General features: G+C 39.6%; 22 protein-coding genes and 1 tRNA gene. 14 read left to right on the top strand and 9 right to left on the bottom strand.

What is annotated here, in order from left to right:
• Positions 1 to 289 precede the first annotated feature (289 nt).
• The 4 genes from FTU06_RS04730 (at position 290) to FTU06_RS04715 (ending at position 4,229) form a co-directional block, all read left to right on the top strand.
• Positions 290 to 715 carry a pilin gene (locus FTU06_RS04730; protein ID WP_180145249.1) on the top strand — a complete coding sequence of 142 codons (426 nt, stop codon included), beginning with the start codon at positions 290 to 292 and terminating at the stop codon, positions 713 to 715.
• Positions 716 to 1,192: 477 nt separating this feature from the next.
• Positions 1,193 to 3,181, top strand: a complete 1,989-nt coding sequence (gene tkt / locus FTU06_RS04725; protein ID WP_180145246.1) for a transketolase — start codon at positions 1,193 to 1,195, stop codon at positions 3,179 to 3,181.
• A gap of 183 nt (positions 3,182 to 3,364) precedes the next feature.
• Positions 3,365 to 3,580, top strand: a complete 216-nt coding sequence (locus FTU06_RS04720; protein WP_180010149.1) for a hypothetical protein — start codon at positions 3,365 to 3,367, stop codon at positions 3,578 to 3,580.
• A gap of 205 nt (positions 3,581 to 3,785) precedes the next feature.
• Positions 3,786 to 4,229 (top strand): GNAT family N-acetyltransferase, encoded by a 444-nt coding sequence (locus FTU06_RS04715; RefSeq protein ID WP_180145243.1) that lies wholly within the window; start codon positions 3,786 to 3,788, stop codon positions 4,227 to 4,229.
• A gap of 66 nt (positions 4,230 to 4,295) precedes the next feature.
• On the opposite strand, the gene FTU06_RS16765 is transcribed toward FTU06_RS04715, so the two are convergent.
• On the bottom strand, positions 4,296 to 4,811 hold the full coding sequence (locus FTU06_RS16765; protein WP_257234280.1) for a hypothetical protein: 516 nt from the start codon (positions 4,809 to 4,811) through the stop codon (positions 4,296 to 4,298).
• A gap of 293 nt (positions 4,812 to 5,104) precedes the next feature.
• On the opposite strand from FTU06_RS16765, the gene FTU06_RS04705 reads away from it, so the two are divergent.
• Positions 5,105 to 5,701 (top strand): YceI family protein, encoded by a 597-nt coding sequence (locus tag FTU06_RS04705; protein ID WP_078188771.1) that lies wholly within the window; start codon positions 5,105 to 5,107, stop codon positions 5,699 to 5,701.
• A gap of 81 nt (positions 5,702 to 5,782) precedes the next feature.
• Here FTU06_RS04705 and FTU06_RS04700 read toward each other — a convergent pair whose 3' ends face one another.
• Both FTU06_RS04700 and FTU06_RS04695 read right to left on the bottom strand, forming a co-directional pair.
• The gene (locus tag FTU06_RS04700; RefSeq protein WP_180145239.1) at positions 5,783 to 6,412 is read right to left on the bottom strand and encodes a LysE family transporter; all 630 of its coding nucleotides are present in this window, start codon (positions 6,410 to 6,412) and stop codon (positions 5,783 to 5,785) included.
• 66 nt (positions 6,413 to 6,478) lie between these two features.
• Positions 6,479 to 7,186 carry a glutamine amidotransferase gene (locus FTU06_RS04695; protein ID WP_180145236.1) on the bottom strand — a complete coding sequence of 236 codons (708 nt, stop codon included), beginning with the start codon at positions 7,184 to 7,186 and terminating at the stop codon, positions 6,479 to 6,481.
• A gap of 419 nt (positions 7,187 to 7,605) precedes the next feature.
• Between FTU06_RS04695 and FTU06_RS04690 the strand changes: the two genes are divergently transcribed.
• Positions 7,606 to 7,881: a hypothetical protein gene (locus FTU06_RS04690; protein WP_078193570.1), complete on the top strand. Its 276-nt coding sequence runs from the start codon at positions 7,606 to 7,608 to the stop codon at positions 7,879 to 7,881.
• Between the two features lie 87 nt (positions 7,882 to 7,968).
• Here the strand turns inward: FTU06_RS04690 and FTU06_RS04685 are convergent, their stop codons facing one another.
• The 3 genes from FTU06_RS04685 to cysS form a co-directional block, all read right to left on the bottom strand.
• Positions 7,969 to 10,065, bottom strand: coding sequence for a TonB-dependent siderophore receptor (locus FTU06_RS04685; protein WP_180145233.1), 2,097 nt, complete (start codon positions 10,063 to 10,065; stop codon positions 7,969 to 7,971).
• Positions 10,066 to 10,652: 587 nt separating this feature from the next.
• Positions 10,653 to 10,728, bottom strand: a tRNA-Gly gene (locus FTU06_RS04680).
• 62 nt (positions 10,729 to 10,790) lie between these two features.
• Complete coding sequence (gene cysS, locus FTU06_RS04675; RefSeq protein ID WP_180094295.1) at positions 10,791 to 12,212, bottom strand: cysteine--tRNA ligase; 1,422 nt, start codon at positions 12,210 to 12,212, stop codon at positions 10,791 to 10,793.
• 355 nt (positions 12,213 to 12,567) lie between these two features.
• Here cysS and FTU06_RS04670 point away from each other — a divergent pair, with 355 nt between their 5' ends.
• From FTU06_RS04670 to FTU06_RS04635, 8 genes are all read left to right on the top strand, one after another.
• Positions 12,568 to 13,545: an SIS domain-containing protein gene (locus FTU06_RS04670; protein ID WP_180027059.1), complete on the top strand. Its 978-nt coding sequence runs from the start codon at positions 12,568 to 12,570 to the stop codon at positions 13,543 to 13,545.
• 4 nt (positions 13,546 to 13,549) lie between these two features.
• The gene (locus FTU06_RS04665; protein WP_078188762.1) at positions 13,550 to 14,089 is read left to right on the top strand and encodes an HAD family hydrolase; all 540 of its coding nucleotides are present in this window, start codon (positions 13,550 to 13,552) and stop codon (positions 14,087 to 14,089) included.
• A gap of 35 nt (positions 14,090 to 14,124) precedes the next feature.
• Positions 14,125 to 14,667 carry an LPS export ABC transporter periplasmic protein LptC gene (gene lptC, locus FTU06_RS04660; RefSeq protein WP_180145230.1) on the top strand — a complete coding sequence of 181 codons (543 nt, stop codon included), beginning with the start codon at positions 14,125 to 14,127 and terminating at the stop codon, positions 14,665 to 14,667.
• Entirely contained in the window at positions 14,657 to 15,223 is a 567-nt protein-coding gene (gene lptA, locus FTU06_RS04655; protein WP_180145227.1) for a lipopolysaccharide transport periplasmic protein LptA, read from the top strand. The genes lptC and lptA overlap by 11 nt, the downstream gene beginning before the upstream one ends.
• Positions 15,223 to 15,966 (top strand): LPS export ABC transporter ATP-binding protein, encoded by a 744-nt coding sequence (lptB, locus tag FTU06_RS04650; protein ID WP_180027056.1) that lies wholly within the window; start codon positions 15,223 to 15,225, stop codon positions 15,964 to 15,966. The genes lptA and lptB overlap by 1 nt, the downstream gene beginning before the upstream one ends.
• Positions 15,967 to 16,235: 269 nt before the next feature.
• Complete coding sequence (locus tag FTU06_RS04645; RefSeq protein ID WP_180048898.1) at positions 16,236 to 16,835, top strand: YigZ family protein; 600 nt, start codon at positions 16,236 to 16,238, stop codon at positions 16,833 to 16,835.
• A complete protein-coding gene (locus tag FTU06_RS04640) occupies positions 16,828 to 17,445 on the top strand; it encodes an acyltransferase (RefSeq protein WP_180088222.1) in 618 nt (205 codons plus the stop codon). Before FTU06_RS04645 ends, FTU06_RS04640 begins: the two co-directional genes overlap by 8 nt.
• A gap of 130 nt (positions 17,446 to 17,575) precedes the next feature.
• On the top strand, positions 17,576 to 18,418 hold the full coding sequence (locus FTU06_RS04635; RefSeq protein WP_078188753.1) for a universal stress protein: 843 nt from the start codon (positions 17,576 to 17,578) through the stop codon (positions 18,416 to 18,418).
• Between the two features lie 211 nt (positions 18,419 to 18,629).
• Here the strand turns inward: FTU06_RS04635 and FTU06_RS04630 are convergent, their stop codons facing one another.
• From FTU06_RS04630 to fdxA, 3 genes are all read right to left on the bottom strand, one after another.
• Positions 18,630 to 19,295: an O-methyltransferase gene (locus tag FTU06_RS04630; RefSeq protein ID WP_180054458.1), complete on the bottom strand. Its 666-nt coding sequence runs from the start codon at positions 19,293 to 19,295 to the stop codon at positions 18,630 to 18,632.
• 131 nt (positions 19,296 to 19,426) lie between these two features.
• Complete coding sequence (locus tag FTU06_RS04625; RefSeq protein WP_078188751.1) at positions 19,427 to 20,149, bottom strand: D-Ala-D-Ala carboxypeptidase family metallohydrolase; 723 nt, start codon at positions 20,147 to 20,149, stop codon at positions 19,427 to 19,429.
• Between the two features lie 138 nt (positions 20,150 to 20,287).
• Positions 20,288 to 20,611, bottom strand: a complete 324-nt coding sequence (gene fdxA / locus FTU06_RS04620) for a ferredoxin FdxA (RefSeq protein WP_004651686.1) — start codon at positions 20,609 to 20,611, stop codon at positions 20,288 to 20,290.
• Between the last annotated feature and the right edge of the window lie 302 nt (positions 20,612 to 20,913).

Below are 20,913 nucleotides of genomic sequence, written 5' to 3'. Positions count from 1 at the left end.
TCAATTTAATTTTTTATGATGAGATAAAACTGAGATATTTTGTTTTGGCACAAGCAACAATGGGATTAGGCGTTAAAATGCCTAAAGTGGCATTTTAAGTGAATCAATTATAAGAAAAAATCAAATCAATATCCTGAGATTTATCAATAATGAATGTCATGAACTGCCAGAATATGACTGTAAACGACAATTATTCGTTTAATTTGAAAAATAAAACACAATAAGTGCGGGCTTTTGAGACTTGGTACGCAAATTGCCTATTTGTCATTACGTTGAATGGGGAAACGTAATGAAACAGTCTGGTTTTACACTCATTGAAATTATGATCGTGGTGGCAATCATCGGTATTTTGGCTGCAATTGCTACTGTATCTTACAATGGCTATGTCGCTCGGGCGCAAGTGGCTGAAGTATTAACAATGATTTCACCCTATAAATTAAAACTGATTGAAAATTATTCAGTGGAGCAAAGCTGTGTAGATTTGAATACAGCGCTGAATGAAAGTATCAGTACCAAATATATTGCGAGTAGTGACATTATTGATGTGGCAGGAACGTGTTCAGTGGTTTTTACGTTTAAATCAACAGATGTCAATTTTGCTCTTCGCTCAAAGCAGATCTATTTTAATATTCCAGATGATTTAAATGGTGCTTGGAATTGTCAATCGGATGATATTTCGCAGCGAAATTTACCTGCTACATGTCGTGGTATCTAAAGTTCTGTATCTAGGGTCTCGAAGATATTGGATCAGTGTTGATTTCACAGGGATGAGTATGCTCTTAGAGTTTCATAAATATTCATAGGTTTTTTTATTGAATATATTTCATATTTCATATTTCATATTTCTAATGGCCATTTATCTGGATCGGCTTTGGCTGCTATTTATATTCACAATTTCCATTCGATGTATTGGACTTTTATCAATTACGAAGCGTTTGCTTTCGCCACTAAACTCTAAATATGCATTGCGCTGTCATTGATTCGCCATATAAAAGCGTCACTGTATACAAAATAAACGACATGCATAGGCTTGAAATTGAGCAATAAGCGCCCAAAATACGGGTGGTGCAGGAATAATTAGCGAAAATTTGCCCCTGAGGCTTTACCCATTCCGCTTTTTTTAAGACAATATGCGCATCTTTGAATTCTTATTCATCTTACTCTTTTAAACCATTTGTTTGGACTCTGACCTATGACAACCCCGCTTAACGAACGTCGTATTGCAAACGCAATTCGTGTATTGGCAATGGATGCTGTGCAAAAAGCAAATTCAGGACATCCAGGTGCTCCAATGGGGATGGCAGATATTGCTGATGTGGTATGGCGTGAATTCCTCAACCACAACCCTGCAAACCCACAATGGGCAAACCGTGACCGTTTCGTATTGTCAAACGGCCATGGCTCTATGTTGCAATATGCGCTATTGCACTTAACAGGTTATGACCTGTCTATTGAAGATTTAAAATCTTTCCGTCAATTGCATTCTAAAACTCCAGGTCACCCAGAATTGGGCTATGCACCGGGTATCGAAACAACTACGGGTCCATTGGGTCAAGGTATTGCAAACGCTGTAGGTTTTGCACTTGCTGAAAAAACTTTAGCGGCTCAATTCAACAAAGAAGACATCACAGTTGTAGATCACAACACTTACTGTTTCTTAGGTGATGGCTGTTTAATGGAAGGTGTTTCTCACGAAGCATGTTCATTGGCTGGTACTTTGGGTCTAGGTAAATTAGTTGTTTACTACGATGACAACGGCATCTCAATTGACGGTGAAGTAGAAGGCTGGTTCTCTGATGATACAGAACAGCGTTTCTTGGCATACGGCTGGCAAGTACTGAAAGTTGACGGCCATGATGCAGATGCAATCCGTGCGGCAACTGTTGAAGCAAAAGCTGAAACTGCGAAACCAACCTTAATTATCTGTAAAACCATTATTGGTTTAGGTTCACCAAACAAACAAGGTAAAGAAGATTGCCACGGTGCGCCGCTTGGTAATGATGAAATCGCTTTAACTCGTGAAGCTTTGGGCTGGGCAGAAGGTCCATTTGAAATTCCTGCTGATGTTTATGTAGCTTGGGATGCAAAAGCCAAAGGTACTGCTTCTGAATCTGCTTGGAACGACACATTTGCTGCTTATGCTGCTAAATATCCAGCAGAAGCAGCTGAACTAAAACGTCGTCTTTCTGGTGATCTTCCTGCTGACTTCGCAGCAAAAGCGGATGCTTATATTGCTGAAGTAAATGCTAAAGCTGAAACAATCGCTACTCGTAAAGCTAGCCAAAATGCCATTCAAGCATTTGCGCCGCAGCTTCCAGAAATTCTAGGCGGTTCTGCTGACCTTGCAGGCTCTAACCTGACTTTATGGAAAGGCGCAGAAGGTGTTGAATCTAACCCAGCGGGTAACTACGTTCATTACGGTGTACGTGAATTCGGTATGACTGCGATTGCTAACGGTGTTGCACTTCATGGCGGTTTCGTTCCTTATGTAGCAACATTCTTAATGTTCATGGAATATGCGCGTAATGCAGTACGTATGTCTGCATTGATGAAACAGCGTGTGATTCATGTGTATACCCATGACTCAATTGGTCTAGGTGAAGATGGTCCTACACACCAACCTGTAGAGCAAATTGCATCTTTACGTGGTACACCAAATCTGAACACTTGGCGTCCATGTGACACTGTAGAAGCGTCTATTTCTTGGAAATCTGCGCTGCTTCGTTCAGAAGGCCCTACAGCATTAATCTTCTCTCGTCAAAACTTGCCATTCCAAACTCGTACAGCAGATCAAATTGCTGACGTTGCGAAAGGCGGTTATGTTCTTGCAAAAGAAAAAGGTGAATTGAAAGCAATCATCATTGCGACAGGTTCAGAAGTTTCATTGGCAATGGATGCTTACGCACAGCTTGAAGGCGTACGTGTTGTTTCTATGCCATGTGCTGAAGAATTTGTAAAACAAGATGCTGCTTACCGTGAAGCGGTTCTTCCAGCTGCGATCCGTGCGCGTGTTGCTGTTGAAGCTGCGCATGTGGACTACTGGTGGAAATTTGTAGGTCTTGATGGTCGTGTAATCGGTATGACGACTTACGGTGAATCTGCTCCAGCAAAAGACTTGTACCAACACTTTGGTATCACAGCTGATGCTGTTGTTGCTGCTGTGAAAGAAATTACCGCTTAATCTGTAAAGATTAACCTTAATAAAGACGCCCCCAGAGAAGGGGCGTTTTTTATTGCAGAGATTAAATTTATTTTTAATTGTGAAATAACGATTTGTAACGAATGAATTAAAGCATTGGTTTAAAATTAATTCATTCATGCAGTATTCAGCCACGGGTGCAATGTTGCCCCAAGTGAGGAAACGATGAGCCTTTACGATCAGATAAATGATGAAATTGTACTGATGGATGCTGGTGAACAGAAATGGATAGGCACGGACTTAGCGCTTGAAGCCATGGTTGCAGTAGAATTGATGCTGCAAGATTTGCAAGAAGACAAAGTGATTAAGATTCGCCGTAAGAACCATGAAAAGCATACAGGGTTGAAGCAAGTTGACCGCATTTTGGTTGAGAAGCTATAAGCTAAATGGTTAAAAAGTCCGATTGTTCGGGCTTTTTATTTGCCTATCGTATTTATAAAAAAGATAAGTTTATAAAACAAATAAGAAAACGTCCTTTCAAGACTCATTATTCTTAAAAAAGAGCGCATTAAATAAAGTGTTTTAAACACATGAAGCTTTATTTCAGTTATAAAAATCCAGTGCTCATTTAAAAAAGACATCAAACGTGCAAATACAGATTAAAAATTTAACAGAAATTTCAAAAAACCAATGGCAGCCGCTTTGGGAGCTGTATTTAAAATTTTATAAAAGTCAGGTGCCAGATGAAGTGACTGAGCGAACGTGGCACAGGTTAAATGCTGCTGACTGCGAACATATGTATGGCTTTGCAGCTATGATTGATCATCAAGTAGTTGGGATCGTGCATGTCATTGAACATGAGAGCTGCTGGACATTACAGCCTTATGCCTATTTGCAGGATTTATATACCCATGAAGATTATCGCGGGCAGGGCATCGGCAAGGCGCTGATCGCGAAAGTGAAAGAATATTGTGATCAGCGGCAGTGTGACCGTGTGTGTTGGCTTACGCATCAGGATAATGAAACTGCGCAAAAACTGTATGATCAAATCGCGAAAAAAACAGGATTTATCCAATATCGCTGTCATTAACTCAATGTAAAAGGCTATTCTAAATGAACAGCAGCTCTTGCGTGAAGAGCTGCTGGATCTGAGCATTTAAGCTGAAACTTTAAAGTTTTTAGCTGAGTCGGCTTCTTGCTGAATGATCCATTCTCCACCTACGCGGAATGATGATGCTGAGGCGTAGGTGTCTTCCATAAATTGGAAAAAGCTGATTAAACCGTTTTGAACTTTGGCTTTGATTGAAAAAGGTGAGGTGAAAGTATTTTTTGCATACACTGAGGTGTAGGTGAATTGACCAAATACAGCTACGGTTTCATCTTCAGCGATCATATCCATGATTTGAAAATCGTCGATATTCCAGTAGGTGCCGACATTGGCAAAGATATAAATATAAATGTCTCTGCCTGTTCCAGACCCCGCCCATGGCTCAATTTGTTTCAGTTCTGGGTTGCTGAAGTTTAGGGAAACATACGCTGCGTCTTCAGCTACCAGTAGCTGAGTTGCATTTTCAACGAGTTCTTTTGACGTATTCATGAGAAATGCTAAAACGACATCTTTGGGCGTTTTAGTGTTTAATGCTTTTTCAATAGCCAGCGATTGTTCTGTCATTTTTCGGTACTCAGATTTTTATGATGTCTAAAAATCTTAAGTGGATTTGTTTTGAAAACCTACGACTCAGATGGGTTGATGTTTCCTAAATTTAGGATAAATAGCTCATAGCCTAAATAAATTATTAATTATTTGAAATATATGGGAAATTTAATAATTAAGAGTAGTTGTAGATGCTGCTACAGATTTTACAAAACTATCGTTCTAAACATGCAACAAAACGTTTTATCTTTAAAGCTGTAATACGGCTAAAAATCTATAGACTTATTGGTATTCGAAAGTGAGATAAAAACATGAACTTTAAAGCATTAACAATCGGTTTGGCGGTAGCATCAGTTACAACAATTTCTATGGCAAAACCTGTTGCCTATCAAATTGATCCTACTCATACAGCAACAGTATTTACTTGGAATCATTTTGGTTTCTCAACGCCTTCTGCAAACTTTAGTGACATTCAAGGAACAATCAATGTCGATAATGCAAAACCTGCAAATTCGTCTGTGAATGTGACGATTCCATTATCAAGCTTAAATACTAATGTCAAAGCATTAGATGATCATTTAAAAACTGCTGATTTCTTTGATGCTGAAAAATATCCAAATATCACGTTTAAAAGCACAAAAGTTCAAGCGATCAGCAAAACTAAATACAAAATCACGGGTGATTTAACAGTTAAAAATGTGACTAAACCAGTGGTATTGGACGCTGTATTGAACAAGCAAGCCGTTCACCCAATGACTAAGGCGGAAACGATTGGTTTCAATGCAACGACTTCTTTTGATCGTTCAGCATTTGGTGTAGGTGCATATGTACCGAATGTAGGCGACAAAATTACGGTAAATATTACGACTGAAGCGGCTGTGTCTACAGCAAAGGCAGCAGCGAAATAAGATTTAGCTACCTCAGCTAAGTTAGGAAAGCACCCATTTGGGTGCTTTTTTATGTCTCGTAGATGAGTATTTGATGAGTGGTCAATCGCGATTGAGCAGCAATAGGCAGCCAAAACTGATGAAGATTCCACCAGTAATTGCGTCAATTTTTTTACTCAATTTTTGATAGTAATGGGTCATTTTAGGTGCTGAGAATAAGACCGCAACCAATGCAAACCAAATCAAACTTTCAATAAAGACTAAAGCCAATAAAGAGCTTTGATCAAAAATGCTGACCTTTGCACTGATCCCGATGGAAAATACACTAGTGAAATAAACCAATGCTTTAGGATTGGCCATATTGGTCAAGAAACCTTGGAATAACAGCGTCAAAGGCGATTTTTTCTGTACGGCTTGCTCGGTTGGTTTTGTTATTGTGCCGAGGTCTTTACTCCATGCAGACTTTAATAACTGAGAGCCTAAATATAAAAGATATAGGCCTCCCAAAATCATGAGGCATTGTTGTAACCAAGCCATTTTCTGAAATAGAAAATGTAAGCCACTTATTGCACAAATTGACCAAACTAAAATACTGAGTGAAATACCTAACGCGGCAAATAATGCATGTGATCTGGATTGTCGAATAGCACTTTGAGTGACAAAAAAGAAGTCTGGGCCTGGGCTGATGAGAGCAAAAAAGTGGATGAGCGCAATGCTGAGTAAGGGAGTCATTCTAATGGCTTATACGTTTTGAAGTGCAACTGTTATAAGCCATTTAGCATTAAATTAATAGCTGTTTTAAAGCTGAAGTTGTTGTAAAAATTGCTGCAAAATAAGGGGAGCAACACGTTCTAAATGAGGTGCTTGTTGTTGGCTTTGCATGCGTAAATTTGAGATGTTAATTTGTGCTTTATGTAATTCACATGTATGCCCAATCAGCCATTTTTCCATGGCCTGTGCTTCTGCTTCAATATGAAACTGTAGGGCTAAAATATTGGGCCCATAGCTAAACGCTTGATTCGGGTAAATTGCCGAGCTGGCGAGTAGTTGTGCATTTGCAGGTAAATCAAAAGTATCGCCATGCCAATGCAGTACAGGCACTTGATCTAACGGCGCTAATATATTGTTAGTAATGGCTTCAAGTTCTAAGGTACTCCAACCGATTTCTTTGCTATGACCTGCATAGACTTTCGCTCCCAATGCGTGTGCAATAAGCTGAGCACCTAAGCAAATGCCTAAAGTCGGTAAATTACTCTCTAAACGTACTTTAAGTAAGTCTATTTCTTTTTGTAGGAAAGGGTAGTCATTAGTTTCATAGACTCCGATCGGGCCGCCCAAAATTATGGTAAGCCCTGTATGTTGCATAGCTTTACTCAGGTCATTGACACCAGCTTCGAAGTATCTCACCCGATAACCCAGTTGGTAAAATACATTTTCCAATGAACCTAGATCTTCAAATGCAAGGTGTTGAATGACGTAGATGGTTTCGTTTAATGCAGTACTCATGGGGATTTTTCAGGATTAAGATTTCAAAATAGAATGTAGCTTGAATTGTCTGAGAATAAAAAGGAAAACTGTAAATTTTTCACAAAATCGAAAAGAGATAAATATAGAAGTTGGCTGAAGCGTATTGTTTTTTTTCTTTGAGTGATTATGTTCGATCGTTGAACTTAGCATTTAAAACCTTTGTACTGTGAAGTAAGGGATTCCCGAAAGGCTTTATTGGCAAAATTTATGAGAAAAAGTGCATGAAACTTTGATAAAGCTTTGGTTTGCTATAAAAAAAAGATGAAAAACCAATGGAAAAGCGTTTAGAGATGCGTATGATGAAATCTTCGACAAACAACAGTTCATTTTTCTTTTAATATCATCACATAATTAGATAACTGATTTTAAAAGTAAAAAATATAAGCCAGGGAACTTGTATGCAGTCAAAACATAATCGAGATGCTAGTCTCTTGCATGCGATACATAAAATTTTATTGAAGGAATGGGACCCCTTAGGGATTCGCCGTATTCCTGCTTTACGTGATGAATATGATGATTATTTGCCCAATATTTTTAAATTAATTCAAGAGGATTCAAGTGAATCAGAAATTTTTGAATATTTATGGTGGGTTGAGCAAAAGGTCTTAGAGAAAAAAGGGCAGAAGGAACATACCCTCAAAATTGCGAAAATGTTGAAGGCAATAGAGCGCTAGTTTGCGGTCGTGTATGCATAAAAAAACCGATACGTTGTCCGTATCGGTTTTTTATTTTGAATCTCTTAGCAGTCTCTTAGAAACGGTTTAAAATTTCTTTTCTAAGGTAAACATAAAGCTTGGAATTGATTCATTGATACGAGATTGGTATAGCGCGCCAGAACTTTGTTCTTTTAACACTTCTTTATAATCTGAGCTGAGAATATTACGTGCATTGACTGATGCAGACCAATTTTGATCAAAGCGTTTAGTAAAACTCACATCCATGTTAACACGTTCATTGCTGGTGCGATTGTACGGTTCATTACTCAGCGCACGCGTATATTCAGGGGTGTAATTGAGGTTCACACTTGTTGCAATACGCCACGGTTGATAGTTATAAGATAAACCAGCACTTGCGGTATAAGGTGCAACATCGCTTGCCAAACGATCAGAGCCGTCAGTTTCTTCAATTTTTGCACGTACAGTTGAAAGCTGAGCATTCAACATAAATGAATGACCATTCTCCGTTTGCTTCAGTGCATAACGTCCAGCAATTTCCACACCATAAGTAGTTGCACTGTCTTGGTTATATGGGCGTTCGACAAAACGGCAATCGGTATTTCCTGTTTCGCAACGACCGCCTGTAGCATTTTCTGACAGGATCGATTTTTCGATATAGTCATTAATTTCTCGATAATATGCAGTGATATTTACGCCGCCAGCAGGGGTGTTATAGCCTATGGTTGTTTCGTAAGCATTGATGGTTTCAGGTCGTAAGTCAGGATTACCCCCACGGTCAGGGTTGTTTAGTGTCCCTGCATCGCTATCTGTAGAAACTGAAACAGTCGGCATCAATTGATTGCTACGTGGGTTTTTAAAAGCCTGACTCAAGTTGGTTTGGAGTGACCATTGCTCATTAAAGTCAAAACGGTGTGCTAATACAGGACTCAAATGCTGATCTTGATAATCCTCTAAACCGGAACGATCAATCCACTCTTGGCGTACACCTAGAGTTAAGGTTTGGCGCGGCGTATATTTCCAACTTCCTTCAACATAGGCAGCATACAATTGTTCATCTAAGGTCTCTGCAATATTGCTTTCAAGTTCATTGCTACGTAGATCAGTACCAAATTTTATTTGGCGTTTTGAGTCGAACTTGCGGACCCCGTCGTAGCCCAAGCCATATTCATTAATTTGTTCATCAATATATGATTGGGAATCTCTATACTCTGTTAATTCTGTTTCATTTTGCTGCTCGATTGATAAGCGAATTTTGTCGGAATTTCCTTGGTCTTTACGCTCATATCGTGTGTTGAGTCGAATGCTGTCATTTTTATCTTTTTGGACTTGGGTGCCACTTGTGCCTTTGCTTTTATTGTTGCGATAAAACATTTCAGCGACCAATTTTTGTTGATCATCAAGTTGATATTCAACACGTGGGGTGAGCATTTGCGACGTACGATTGGTGATGCGTTTCTGGGTTTTCGTTCCTGTTGCATCTTGTGTACGGGTGAGCGTATCTGAATCATTCCACATTCGGCTGCCAGATAAACTATAGATCCAAGGGTCTGAACGACCATCCATTTGAAAGTTTAAATTGGTGCGTTCTTCTTCACGTGTATTTGATTTGGTTAGGCCATAACCAGCACGTACAGATCCACTTAAGCGCGTGCCATTCAATGGTTCTTTTAAAATAATATTGATGACTGCAGATGAAGCAACAGAGCCTTGAGCGACGCTCGGTTGTTTGGTGATTTCAAGGCGTTCGATCATTTCGGGCGTAATGCTATCAACAACTGACATGCCACCACGAGGACCACCTTGTACAGGTTCACCATTGATTAAGAAAACGGGTGCACCACCACGGAAACGCATGCCGCCAGCACCTGCACCACCACGTGGACCACCGCCAGCACCGGGGAGTTGAAATCCTGCAGCACGACGCAGCGCATCATTGATGGACTGATCGCCAAATTTCAACATTTCATCACGGCTTATAATAGTTTTTGCTACAGCACTGATATCTGGGTCTTTGGGCTTAGTGCTTGCTGTTGGAACTTCAAATGTTAAAGCTTCCATTTGCTGAACTGCTGCAGATTCTTGCGGATTTTGAACAGTATCTGCGGCCCAAATTGATGTTGATATTGTAAGTAATGCGTAACTTAAGCTGGTCAGTTTGAGTGTGGTGTACGCGCCGTGCATTATTTGGTTGTCCAAATGTAATTTTGGCAAAGAATAACGGAAAATTATGGAGAAAAATTGAGGAAAATTGGCGAGATGAGCATTTCATCAGATTATTTTTTAACAGGTAGGTGAAAGGTCGTGTGGCAATAGGGGAAGCCTTATTCGTTGGGGAAAATTAAGGCCTATTAACGTCGCTACAATATAATAAATAACTGAGGTGACGCAGTAACATCAGAAGCGTACTTTGCTTCAAATAATAAAGATACGCGGTAATGTCACGCGCAATTGTTTGAGACAGGACGACTTCTAATCAAAAATGTTTTTGCGATACGTTGAATAATTTGACGGTAGTGAACGAGTTTTGTTGGTGAGGTGCATTGCACCGCAAGATGGTTTCCTTGCGAAGCTTCGCATCTCATTTTGCCGAATGAAAAACAACGTTTCGTAAGAGTACCTCCAGCCGAAGGCTAATCTCTTTATTCAATCCCTAAATGCGAAATTACTTTTATGTGCATAACATGAGTAAATAAATCTAAAAACAAGCCTTTGAAGAAAAATTTAGACATAAAAAAACCCTCATCTTTCGATGAGGGTTTTTCGTATTCTGGAGCGGGAAAGGAGACTCGAACTCCCGACCCCAACCTTGGCAAGGTTATGCTCTACCAACTGAGCTATTCCCGCAATGAGGTGAATTATAGAGAATTTCACACAGCTGTCAACTCTCTATGCTTCTGTTTGCTTAATTAATCAGCACGGCGCCAAATAGTACCTTGACGTGTATCTTCCAGAACTACGCCCTGATCCAGTAAAGACTGACGAATTTCATCTGCTTTGGCAAATTCTTTAGCCTTTTTCGCATCTTTACGTTGTTGAATTAAATCTTCAATTTGTGCTTCAGAGAGGCCTAGTGCTTCTTGACCAATATCAGATTTCAGGAAATCATCTACGTTGTGTTGCACCAAACCTAAAATATTGGTCAAGTGACGCAATGTCGAATAATACACAGCCGCTTGTTCAGCATTTTCATCTTTTACGGCACGGTTCAATTCTTTGTTGACTTCAAACAATACCGCAATTGCTTCTGCGGTGTTGAAATCATCACGCATAGCGGCATTAAAGCGCTCAACTAAAGCATCATCCAAAGTTTCTACGGTTTTTTCACCATAGACTTGCTGATAAGCTTTAAATGAATGATAGAAACGGGAAAGGGTATTTTTCGCTTCTTTTAAAGCAGTGTCAGAGAAGTTTACTGGGCTACGGTAATGTGATGACACAATAAAGAAGCGGATCACTTCAGGGTGGAATTTATCCATGACATCACGAATAGTGAAAAAGTTACCTAAAGACTTCGACATTTTTTCGCCATCGACATTAATAAAGCCGACATGCATCCAGTAATTAACATACTGTTCACCAGTAGATGCCTCAGATTGCGCAATTTCATTTTCATGATGCGGGAAAGTTAAGTCTGAACCGCCACCATGAATATCAAAATGGTTGCCTAAGCAGCAGGTCGACATCGCTGAACATTCAATATGCCAGCCCGGACGGCCATTGCCCCAAGGTGAAGCCCAAGAAGGTTCATTTTCTTTGGCATGTTTCCAAAGCACGAAGTCAAAAGGATGTTTCTTTTCTACTTCTACATCAACGCGTTCAGAAGCACCAGCCTGCATATCGTCAAGTTTACGACCCGAAAGACGACCATATTTGGCAAACTTTTCAACTTCAAAATAAACATCGCCATTTGCAGATGGATATGCTGTACCTTTGTTAACCAAGTTACCAATCATATTCTGCATTTGATCGATATAGTCTGTTGCACGTGGTGCTTCATCAGGTGCTGCACAACCTAAATTGGCAGCATCTTCGTTCATGGCCTTGATAAAGCGATCGGTTAAAGCAGTAATGCTTTCGCCATTTTCATTGGCACGGGCAATGATTTTGTCGTCAATATCGGTAATGTTGCGAACGTATTTAACGTTCCAGCCCTGACTGCGCAGGAAACGGATAATGTAGTCGAATGCAACCATAACTCGAGCATGACCAATATGACAGTAGTCATACACGGTCATTCCACAGACATACATGTCGATATGTCCTTCTTTGCGAGGTACGAATTCTACTTTTTTACGTTGCTCTGAGTTATATAGAACAAAAGGTTGCATAGGTCTTCAAATTGTTTCTACCAAAAGATGGCTCATCTTAACCTAAGCATTTTTTTTCATAAAGTTAAAACCCAAAAAAGCAGATATTTTTTAATGCTTGATGTCTTTGCGCCGCTAAAAATAGAGTTTAAGGATCATTGGGTTCGGGCTGAATCTAATTCGAATACTGAATTTGATTTATCTGTCCGTAAGATAAAAATGAAGAAATGCATCTTTTCTGCATAATTCATGAATTCTTATACATTTGGAAACGTGCTATTTGCATAGATATGATAAAATTGTGAAAATTTTTTATTTTGAAAGTGAGAGCGCACCTCTCACGGCTTAAGGTATAACAACTTTGAATCCACCAAATATGCCGAATCAAGTCGATTTTCAGAAAGTCGCATTAGAAACTTTGCGTATTGAAGAGCATGCTTTACAAGTATTAGCGACGCAAATAGATGATCGTTTTAGCCAAGCCTGCGAAATCATTTTACAGTGCAAAGGGCGTTTAGTGATTACTGGTATGGGTAAATCGGGTCATATCGGTCGTAAAATGGCCGCTACGTTTGCCTCGACAGGTACACCATCTTTCTTCATGCATCCGGGTGAAGCGGGACATGGTGATTTGGGCATGTTGGTAAAAGGTGATGTGCTCATTGCAATTTCAAACTCAGGTAAGAGTGATGAAATTATGATGCTCATGCCGTTGATCAAACATTTGGGCATTCCTCTAATTACCATGAGTGGCGACAATAAAGGCCCAATGCCACAAAATGCTGATGTCGCATTGACCTTGGGTAATATTCAAGAAGCATGCCCTTTGGGTCTAGCGCCGACTTCAAGTACCACTGCAACATTAGCCTTAGGTGATGCCCTTGCAGTTGCATTATTGGATGCACGTGGCTTTACCTCAGATGATTTCGCACGTTCTCATCCTGCTGGAGCGTTGGGTAAGCGTTTGTTATTGCATGTAAAACATCTTATGCATACAGGTGAAGACTTACCCAAAGTGTCGCCAGAGACACCAATGAATAAAGTCCTGTACGAAATTTCAAATAAACGTTTGGGTCTCACCACGATCGTCGATGAAAACGATACCTTATTGGGTATCTTTACCGACGGTGACTTACGTCGTTTGATTGATAAACAGCAAGGCTTTGATGTGAATATGAAAGTCTTAGAAGTGATGATTAAAAATCCTTTGACGATTTCACAAGAAGAACGAGCGGTACATGCTTTAGAACGCATGAACGATAAGAAAATTACACAATTTGTAGTTGTTGATGATGCCAATAAAGTGATTGGGATTATCAGCATGCATGATCTGATTCAGGCTGGGGTAAATTAAGAAAATGGCATCGTATGTATTGCTAGAACAAGCGCGTCACATAGAAGCACTGGTACTGGATGTAGATGGAATTTTAAGTGATGGATTTGTAACGTTGACCAATAGCGGCGATGAAATCAAATCTTTTGATATTCGTGATGGCTTGGGCATGAAGTTAGTGCAAAAAGCGGGTATCAAAGTCATCATTATTACCGGCCGTAAAAGTAATATTGTTGAAAAACGCATGTCTGACTTAGGTGTCGATTTGGTCTTTCAAGGACGTGAAGACAAAGGTGTTGCCTTGACTGAAGCCTGTGCACAGTTTGGTATTGATCCTTCAGATTGCCTATATATGGGTGATGATTGGCCCGATCTTTCAGCCTTTGCTATTGCAGGGATGAAAGTGACCGTACCGAATGGACATTTAGAAGTACGTCGTCGTGCAGATCTTGTTACTCAGGCGATGGGTGGACGTGGTGCTGTTCGTGAAATCTGCGATATGCTTTTAGTTTCTAAAGGTGTATACCAGGAACTACTTGAAAAATATGCAAGTGCACCTTATTAATAAATTGATGCAGTCATTGGATTGAATCTCCGCTTATGGATACTAAAGTTTTATACGTGACAGCTGTGGTCATTGCTGCAGTAAGCGGTGGTTTTTACTATTTCGGTGGAAAGGGTAATAAGCTTCAGGCGGACTCTTCGAAAAGTATGACTTACTCAGCTGAAAACATTAACCTGACGCAGACTGATGAGCAGGGAAAATTGCATATTCGTGCGCAAGTCGATCGACTTGAGCAGGATTTGCAAAAGCAAACTTCTCATTTGGTCAATCTGAAAGCATCGACCTATCAAGATGGTGCTGTCGATGCCACGTTCTTTGCCAAACACGCCAATGGTATGGATGATAACCAAAAAGTCGTACTGAGTGACAATGTGGTTGCAACGAAATTGATGCGTGAAGGGCAAATGGAGTTTCGTACTGAGGAACTAACTGCTTTTCCAAAAAAGCGTGAAATAGAAACGGACAAGACTGTAACGGTGATTTCACCACAAGCCGAATTTGTCAGCCAAGGTTTAAAAGCAAATTTAAACGACGGTCAATACGAATTTTTTAATATTCGAGGAAAGTATGAACCATAATTTTAATCGAAAAACTGCAAAAACTTTCCTAAAACGTACAGTGCTACTCGGTTCACTGGCGATATGTTCGGTTGCAGCTTTTGCTTTGCCTTCAGATCGTAATCAACCGATTTCATTGGTTGCCGATCGTGCAACATTCAATGAAAAAACTGGGATTACGACGTATACCGGTAATGTCATCATTGAACAGGGTTCGATGAAGCTTCAGGCAAACTCAATCGTTGCGAACTTAAACAGCAAAAAAGAGATCAGTACGATTACAGCAACGGGTGGGCCAGCACATTTCCAACAAAAAACTGACCCTGCCAAAGGCTATGCGAAAGGTCAAGCACAGAAAATCGTCTACAATGCTGAAACAGGTATTATCACCATGACAGGTAGTGCTTTGTTACAACAAGATGGTGCCAGTATTCGCGGTAATAGCCTGAAATACAGTATGAATAAAGGTGACATCGTTGCTGAAGGCACACCAAATAAATCTGGATCTTCTTCAGGTCGTGTACAAATCGTGATTCCACCGTCAAGCACTAAGTCCTTCCCAGGAGCACGTGATTAATGGAGCAAACCTCGCAAATTCAAACTTTATGTATTAAGCATTTAGCCAAAAACTACAGCAAGCGTTGGGTGGTAAAGGATGTGTCCTTTAGCATGCAAAGTGGTCAAATTGTGGGTTTACTTGGTCCAAATGGTGCAGGTAAAACCACAAGTTTCTATATGGTTGTTGGTCTAGTGCGTATGGATAAAGGTGAGATTCATTTAGATGATCTTGATTTGTCTGACTTGGCAATGCATGAGCGCGCACGTAAAGGTATTGGTTATCTACCTCAAGAAGCATCTATTTTTAGAAAATTAACCATTTCTGAAAATATCATGTCGATTTTAGAAACCCGTAAAGATCTAAATAAGCAACAACGTCAGCAACGTTTAACGGAATTGCTTGCCGACTTTAAAATCACACACATCAAAGATTCTCTTGGTATGAGTGTATCGGGTGGTGAGCGTCGTCGTGCGGAAATCGCGCGTGCGTTAGCGGCAGACCCTAAATTTATGTTGCTAGATGAACCTTTTGCAGGGGTCGATCCTATTTCAGTGGGTGATATCAAAGACATTATCAGAACATTGAAAGATCGTGGTATTGGTGTATTAATTACCGACCATAATGTGCGTGAAACTCTAGCGATTTGTGAGCATGCTTATATCGTGAGCGAAGGTTCAGTGATTGCAGAAGGTACTCCAGAAGAAGTGCTTGCAGATGAGACGGTACGTAAAGTTTATCTTGGTGATGATTTTACTGTTTAATTGAATAAAATAAGGAATTTCCCGTTGAATGGCGCTAGTTTCATTCAACGGGTTTATGTTATTGTCTGAAATGACAAAAACTGAGCGATTAATCTAAAAAATTAACAAGAATTCAGTATACTTTAAACTAAAAATACGACCTGCAAAAATCATGCGATTACGAAAGATGAATGGTCTTCAATCAAGCCTCCAGTATTGGGGGCTTTTTTGTGGATGTAAGTCTTTCAAAAAACGCTATAATATCCGTTGATAGAGGATCTAAAGACGTTATGCCATTTACACTCGCCGCACAGTTTGAATATGAAGAAGACATTAAAAAAAGTCGTTTTCAAGCCATCGCAGTTCCTGTGGAAAATGAACAAGCCGTTAAAGAATTTCTCGAAGCCAATAAAGATATCTCAACAACACATCAGTGTTGGGCATGGAAAATTGGACATACCGTACGTTTTAATGATGATGGTGAGCCTTCAGGCACAGCAGGTCGGCCCATTCTAGCAACCATAGAAGGGAATGACCTAACCAACGTGTTGGTCTTGGTTAATCGTTGGTATGGTGGAATTAAGCTCGGGACAGGGGGATTGGTACGTGCCTATGGTGGCTGTGCAGGTCAATGCCTGTTGCAGGCTGAAAAAATTGAACTTATTGAGAAGAAAAAAGTGCAATTTAGTTGTCAGTTTAATGAATGGGCAATTTTCCAATATGAACTCAATCAGCAGCAAATTGAATTTCAGGAAGACTATACAGCGCAGGGCGTAAATGTACTTACATCATTGCAAATTCATCAAATCCAACCGCTACAGTTAAAAATTCAGGATATAACTCGCGGACGTGAACAATTGCATATCATCGAGGCTGCTGAAGGTGAATGAAATAGATCCATTATTGAAATATCGAGAGCAACATAAGCATCGTCTGAATTATATGCCTTGGTTGTATTGGTCACTCAAACCGAAAAATCGTGGTTGGGCTGAAGCTTGGCAACAGGAATATCAAGACTATCTCAAATCGATGGAAACTGTTGAAATTGGTAAAAACTGTTTTATATCGCCATTGGCTCATATTTTTGCCGAACCAGGACGTAAGATTGTCATTGGAGATAACAGCTTTATCGCTGCAGATTGCACCCTGCATGGCCCAATTGAAATTGGCAATGAAGTGGCGATCAATCATCACTGTATTTTAGATGGTGGGCGAGTGGGTATCAAAATTCACGATCAGGTTCGTATGGCGGCATATTGCCATTTATACGCTTTTGATCATGGAATGGATGTCAATCAACCGATCTATCAGCAAGCTGTACGATCACAAGGGATTGAGATAGAGCGTGATGTTTGGCTAGGTGCGCATGTTGGAATCAAGGATGGCATTCACATTGCTGAGCAGGCTGTGGTCGGCATGAACAGTATGGTGACGAAAAATGTCGAAGCGCGTGCAATCATTGCGGGAAATCCTGCAAAACTCATTCGATATCGTGAATAAATAATCGCCAAATAGGTCATAAATCGTTTTTATGCTTACACAAATGCATGCACAGTGAAACAGAGTTGTGATAAGTTAAAAATAACAAACAACATTTTATAGCCAAGCAATAATAAAACGAGGGCTAATCATGAAACGAGTTATCGCCTGTATCGACTCTTCTCCATGCATTAATGCACTAGCTGATGCTGCTGCTTGGGTTGCTAAACAAACTCACCGTGAGTTGGTTTTACTGCAAATACTTGATTACTATCCGGCAAGTTATCACTTAGGTGAAATCAGTGGAGTGATTGGGTTTGAAAGTAATGCTATGCTCTTGAAAGAACTCGCGGAGTTAGAACAAAAACAAAGTGATTTAGCGTTAGATTATAGTAATAACTTGCTCAAACACATTTCTGAAATGATCCAAGATAAGCATGGTATTCAAACCACCCATATTCAGGAAAAGGGCGACTTTTTAGAGCAAAGTTTTAATGTACTGCAAGATGACGATATTGTTTTAATTGGTCGCGTGGGTGAACGTTCAGCAGAGCGCAATAAGCCGCTTGGTAGTAATGTTGAAAACTTTATACGTGGTGCAAGTTGTACCGTTATGACCGTAGGGCCAACGTTTAAACCACCGACACGTTTTATTTTTGCCTATGAATATTCGCCTAAATGCGTTGAGCTAATGAAGCGTGTGGCACAAAGTGACCTACTTAAACTTTTGCAATGTCATTTGGTCTATGTTGGAGATCACCCACAAATCTTGGATGATCCAAAAAATTATTTAACCAATGCGGGGCTCGATGTGGTGACGGAATACCGCTATGGCGATGTTTCGGAAAATATTCTGGACTATCAACAAGAGCATGGTATCCAGTTAATCGTACTGGGGGCATTTAGTCACAGTAAAATCCATCAGTTCTTCTTGGGCAGTATCACCACCAGTATTTTCAGAAATTCGAGTGTTCCATTGTTGGTTGTAAAATAAGTTGAGCAAACGAACAGAGTTGATTTAATAGACGGACAATTACGAGTAAATAAATAATAAGTTGTTGATTTAAAAATAATCAGAGTTATCCTCAAAAATTGTGGATAACTCTGTGTGTAGTATTTGTAGGTAATTGTTTTTAAAATAAAATATTATATTGATTGTTTTTTATACCTTTATTCGAGGTGTTTAAAAAACACCTCGATTGAGATTATTTGACGATTGCAATCGCAAAACCATCATGACCTTTACAACCTACAGTTTGAAGTGCCGTGCAGGATAAAATTTTCGGATGATTTTGCATGGCTTTGAACATATCACGGATACCTTCAATGCTTGGTTTGTGGTTTTCAGCATTTAGAATCTCACCTGCACGAATTACATTGTCTAAAACAATCACTGTACCTGAATGAGATAAATTTAAGCTTAATTCTAAATATTCAGGGTAGCTCTGTTTGTCTGCATCGATAAAAATAAAGTCAAAAGGTTCGGTATCTTCAGGAAGGGCACGTAAAATATCTGCCGCACGACCACATTTCAGTTCTATCGTTTGTGCAAGCTTTGCATTATCAATATTTTCTTGACCGAGGGCAGCATGTGTATCACGACCTTCAATGGTCAGAATGTAACCATCTTCAGGTAATGCACGTGCTAACCACATGGTGCTATAGGCTGCAAAAGTTCCAAGTTCTAAAACGCGTTTACACTTGTTCATTTGGATTAACATTTGAAGCAGCATGCCTTGATTAGCCGCTACAGCAAGATGATCAGGAAAGCCACGTTCATCCGTATGTTGAAGTGTTTGGGTCAATATTGGATCTTCAGGAATTAAATGTGAATCGATGTAAGCATCAATGTCTGTCCACATTTGTTGCATGTTGTCGCACCTCGTGATTGATGCAAGCATTTTAAACCTTTCCACCAACATCGCAATTTATTGTTCTATATTTGAATATTTTATGTACAAAAAAGACCTCCGAAGAGGTCTTGATATGACGATGTAATGTTTTAGTAATTACACATTGAAGAGCGACTTGAGTGATCAGGTCCCCAAGTACGGTAGCCTTGAGTATCAATATGAATTTGTCCGCTGGCATATAAACCTAATCCCATATTGAGACTCTGCCCGTGTTGTGACCAAAATTGGCATAAACGGAACTTGGTATTTTCAATATAACTGTAGTCTTCGGGCTGCGGGTACGCAGGTCCAATACGGAAATCAATCGCCGAGTTATATAGGTGACGAGATGAACTTGCACCACCGGCACATTGGTTCAAAGGCAAATCACGATAAACCGAAGTCACTTCAAAGTCCGTTAAGATATTGGCCGCAACTAAATATTTAAAGACACGTAAGGTTGCAATTTGGTTTTGCCATAATTCACGGTTAGGCACCATATATTCTGAGCGACCACATTTTTGCCAATCACGTGCAGTACGCATCAGCTCAAATGAAGGGATGATATTGCCTACACCATTTTTCTCTAAAAAGACTTCATAGTCTCGAACGCGACGTAAATTATCAACAGACGCGACCCATGAGTTGTATGCATAAGGCACCACTTTAGGCGGGGCTTGTCTGATGGTCGTCACTTTTTCTTGAGGTATGTAAATACGTTTACCGTCGGGAGTTGTAATAGTGTGACCTTGTTTTTGTGGTGTAGTTGTACAACCAATGAAAACAAGAGGGAATATTGCAACGGACAATAATCCCTTGAGTAAATGCTTCATTATAGAAATCAATTATTTATAAACTCGTTCTATTTTAATCCAATTTGATTGAGAAAATTTGAATAATTTGCAATGAAATGTGTGCTTTAAGTATAAAAAAAGATCAGCATGTGCTGATCTTTTCATGAAAGCGTAAAATTACTTTTCAAGATATTGTAATTTATCAGCTTTACCGTTCCACTCTTCACGGTCGGCAGGTTGATCACCAATTTGAGTGATGTTCGGCCATTTTTGAGAAAGTTCAGTATTAAGTTCGATAAATACTTCTTGACCTTCAGGTAACTCATCTTCAGAGAAAATCGCGTTAGCTGGACACTCAGGTTCACATAGCGCACAGTCGATACATTCATCTGGATTAATAACAAGGAAGTTTGGACCTTCATAGAAACAGTCAACAGGGCAAACTTCTACGCAGTCTTGATATTTACATTTAATACAGTTTTCAGTGACAACAAAGGTCATGGCGACAGCTACCTAAAAAATATGGTTCTAATAAACTAATGGTGTATTTTAGGCAAAAAATAGGGTAACTAACAATTCCTTTTATTGATAATTATTATATGCAGTGCTGTTAAAATCACTAAAAACTGAACAATTTATGTAAATTTCACAATGAATGAGAATCATACTCAAAAAACTGATTAAATTACATCTGTTTATCGAACAATATTTTTAATGTGTATTTTAAGCATGAAACATTTAACAACATTAATTTTTTATCAATTTATTGCTGAATAGCCGCAGTAGTAGATAGCAAACATTCA

Origin of the sequence: Acinetobacter sp. YH12052, from assembly GCF_013419835.1 — a bacterium.
GTDB lineage: Bacteria > Pseudomonadota > Gammaproteobacteria > Pseudomonadales > Moraxellaceae > Acinetobacter > Acinetobacter amyesii.
Note: the sequence above shows the minus strand (reverse complement) of the source record. Positions and strands in the feature narration are given on the sequence as shown.

What these genes read in the sequence shown, in the direction of transcription:
- lptB (WP_180027056.1), top strand. Translation starts at nt 15,223, where the DNA reads ATGGAGCAAACCTCGCAAATTCAAACTTTATGTATTAAGCATTTAGCC.
- FTU06_RS04700 (WP_180145239.1), bottom strand. Translation starts at nt 6,412, where the DNA reads ATGACTCCCTTACTCAGCATTGCGCTCATCCACTTTTTTGCTCTCATC.
- FTU06_RS04685 (WP_180145233.1), bottom strand. Translation starts at nt 10,065, where the DNA reads ATGCACGGCGCGTACACCACACTCAAACTGACCAGCTTAAGTTACGCA.
- FTU06_RS04630 (WP_180054458.1), bottom strand. Translation starts at nt 19,295, where the DNA reads ATGCAACAAATGTGGACAGACATTGATGCTTACATCGATTCACATTTA.
- tkt (WP_180145246.1), top strand. Translation starts at nt 1,193, where the DNA reads ATGACAACCCCGCTTAACGAACGTCGTATTGCAAACGCAATTCGTGTA.
- FTU06_RS04645 (WP_180048898.1), top strand. Translation starts at nt 16,236, where the DNA reads ATGCCATTTACACTCGCCGCACAGTTTGAATATGAAGAAGACATTAAA.
- FTU06_RS16765 (WP_257234280.1), bottom strand. Translation starts at nt 4,811, where the DNA reads ATGACAGAACAATCGCTGGCTATTGAAAAAGCATTAAACACTAAAACG.
- FTU06_RS04720 (WP_180010149.1), top strand. Translation starts at nt 3,365, where the DNA reads ATGAGCCTTTACGATCAGATAAATGATGAAATTGTACTGATGGATGCT.
- FTU06_RS04625 (WP_078188751.1), bottom strand. Translation starts at nt 20,149, where the DNA reads ATGAAGCATTTACTCAAGGGATTATTGTCCGTTGCAATATTCCCTCTT.
- FTU06_RS04670 (WP_180027059.1), top strand. Translation starts at nt 12,568, where the DNA reads ATGCCGAATCAAGTCGATTTTCAGAAAGTCGCATTAGAAACTTTGCGT.
- FTU06_RS04705 (WP_078188771.1), top strand. Translation starts at nt 5,105, where the DNA reads ATGAACTTTAAAGCATTAACAATCGGTTTGGCGGTAGCATCAGTTACA.
- FTU06_RS04690 (WP_078193570.1), top strand. Translation starts at nt 7,606, where the DNA reads ATGCAGTCAAAACATAATCGAGATGCTAGTCTCTTGCATGCGATACAT.
- FTU06_RS04635 (WP_078188753.1), top strand. Translation starts at nt 17,576, where the DNA reads ATGAAACGAGTTATCGCCTGTATCGACTCTTCTCCATGCATTAATGCA.
- fdxA (WP_004651686.1), bottom strand. Translation starts at nt 20,611, where the DNA reads ATGACCTTTGTTGTCACTGAAAACTGTATTAAATGTAAATATCAAGAC.
- FTU06_RS04730 (WP_180145249.1), top strand. Translation starts at nt 290, where the DNA reads ATGAAACAGTCTGGTTTTACACTCATTGAAATTATGATCGTGGTGGCA.
- FTU06_RS04665 (WP_078188762.1), top strand. Translation starts at nt 13,550, where the DNA reads ATGGCATCGTATGTATTGCTAGAACAAGCGCGTCACATAGAAGCACTG.
- FTU06_RS04695 (WP_180145236.1), bottom strand. Translation starts at nt 7,186, where the DNA reads ATGAGTACTGCATTAAACGAAACCATCTACGTCATTCAACACCTTGCA.
- lptC (WP_180145230.1), top strand. Translation starts at nt 14,125, where the DNA reads ATGGATACTAAAGTTTTATACGTGACAGCTGTGGTCATTGCTGCAGTA.
- lptA (WP_180145227.1), top strand. Translation starts at nt 14,657, where the DNA reads ATGAACCATAATTTTAATCGAAAAACTGCAAAAACTTTCCTAAAACGT.
- cysS (WP_180094295.1), bottom strand. Translation starts at nt 12,212, where the DNA reads ATGCAACCTTTTGTTCTATATAACTCAGAGCAACGTAAAAAAGTAGAA.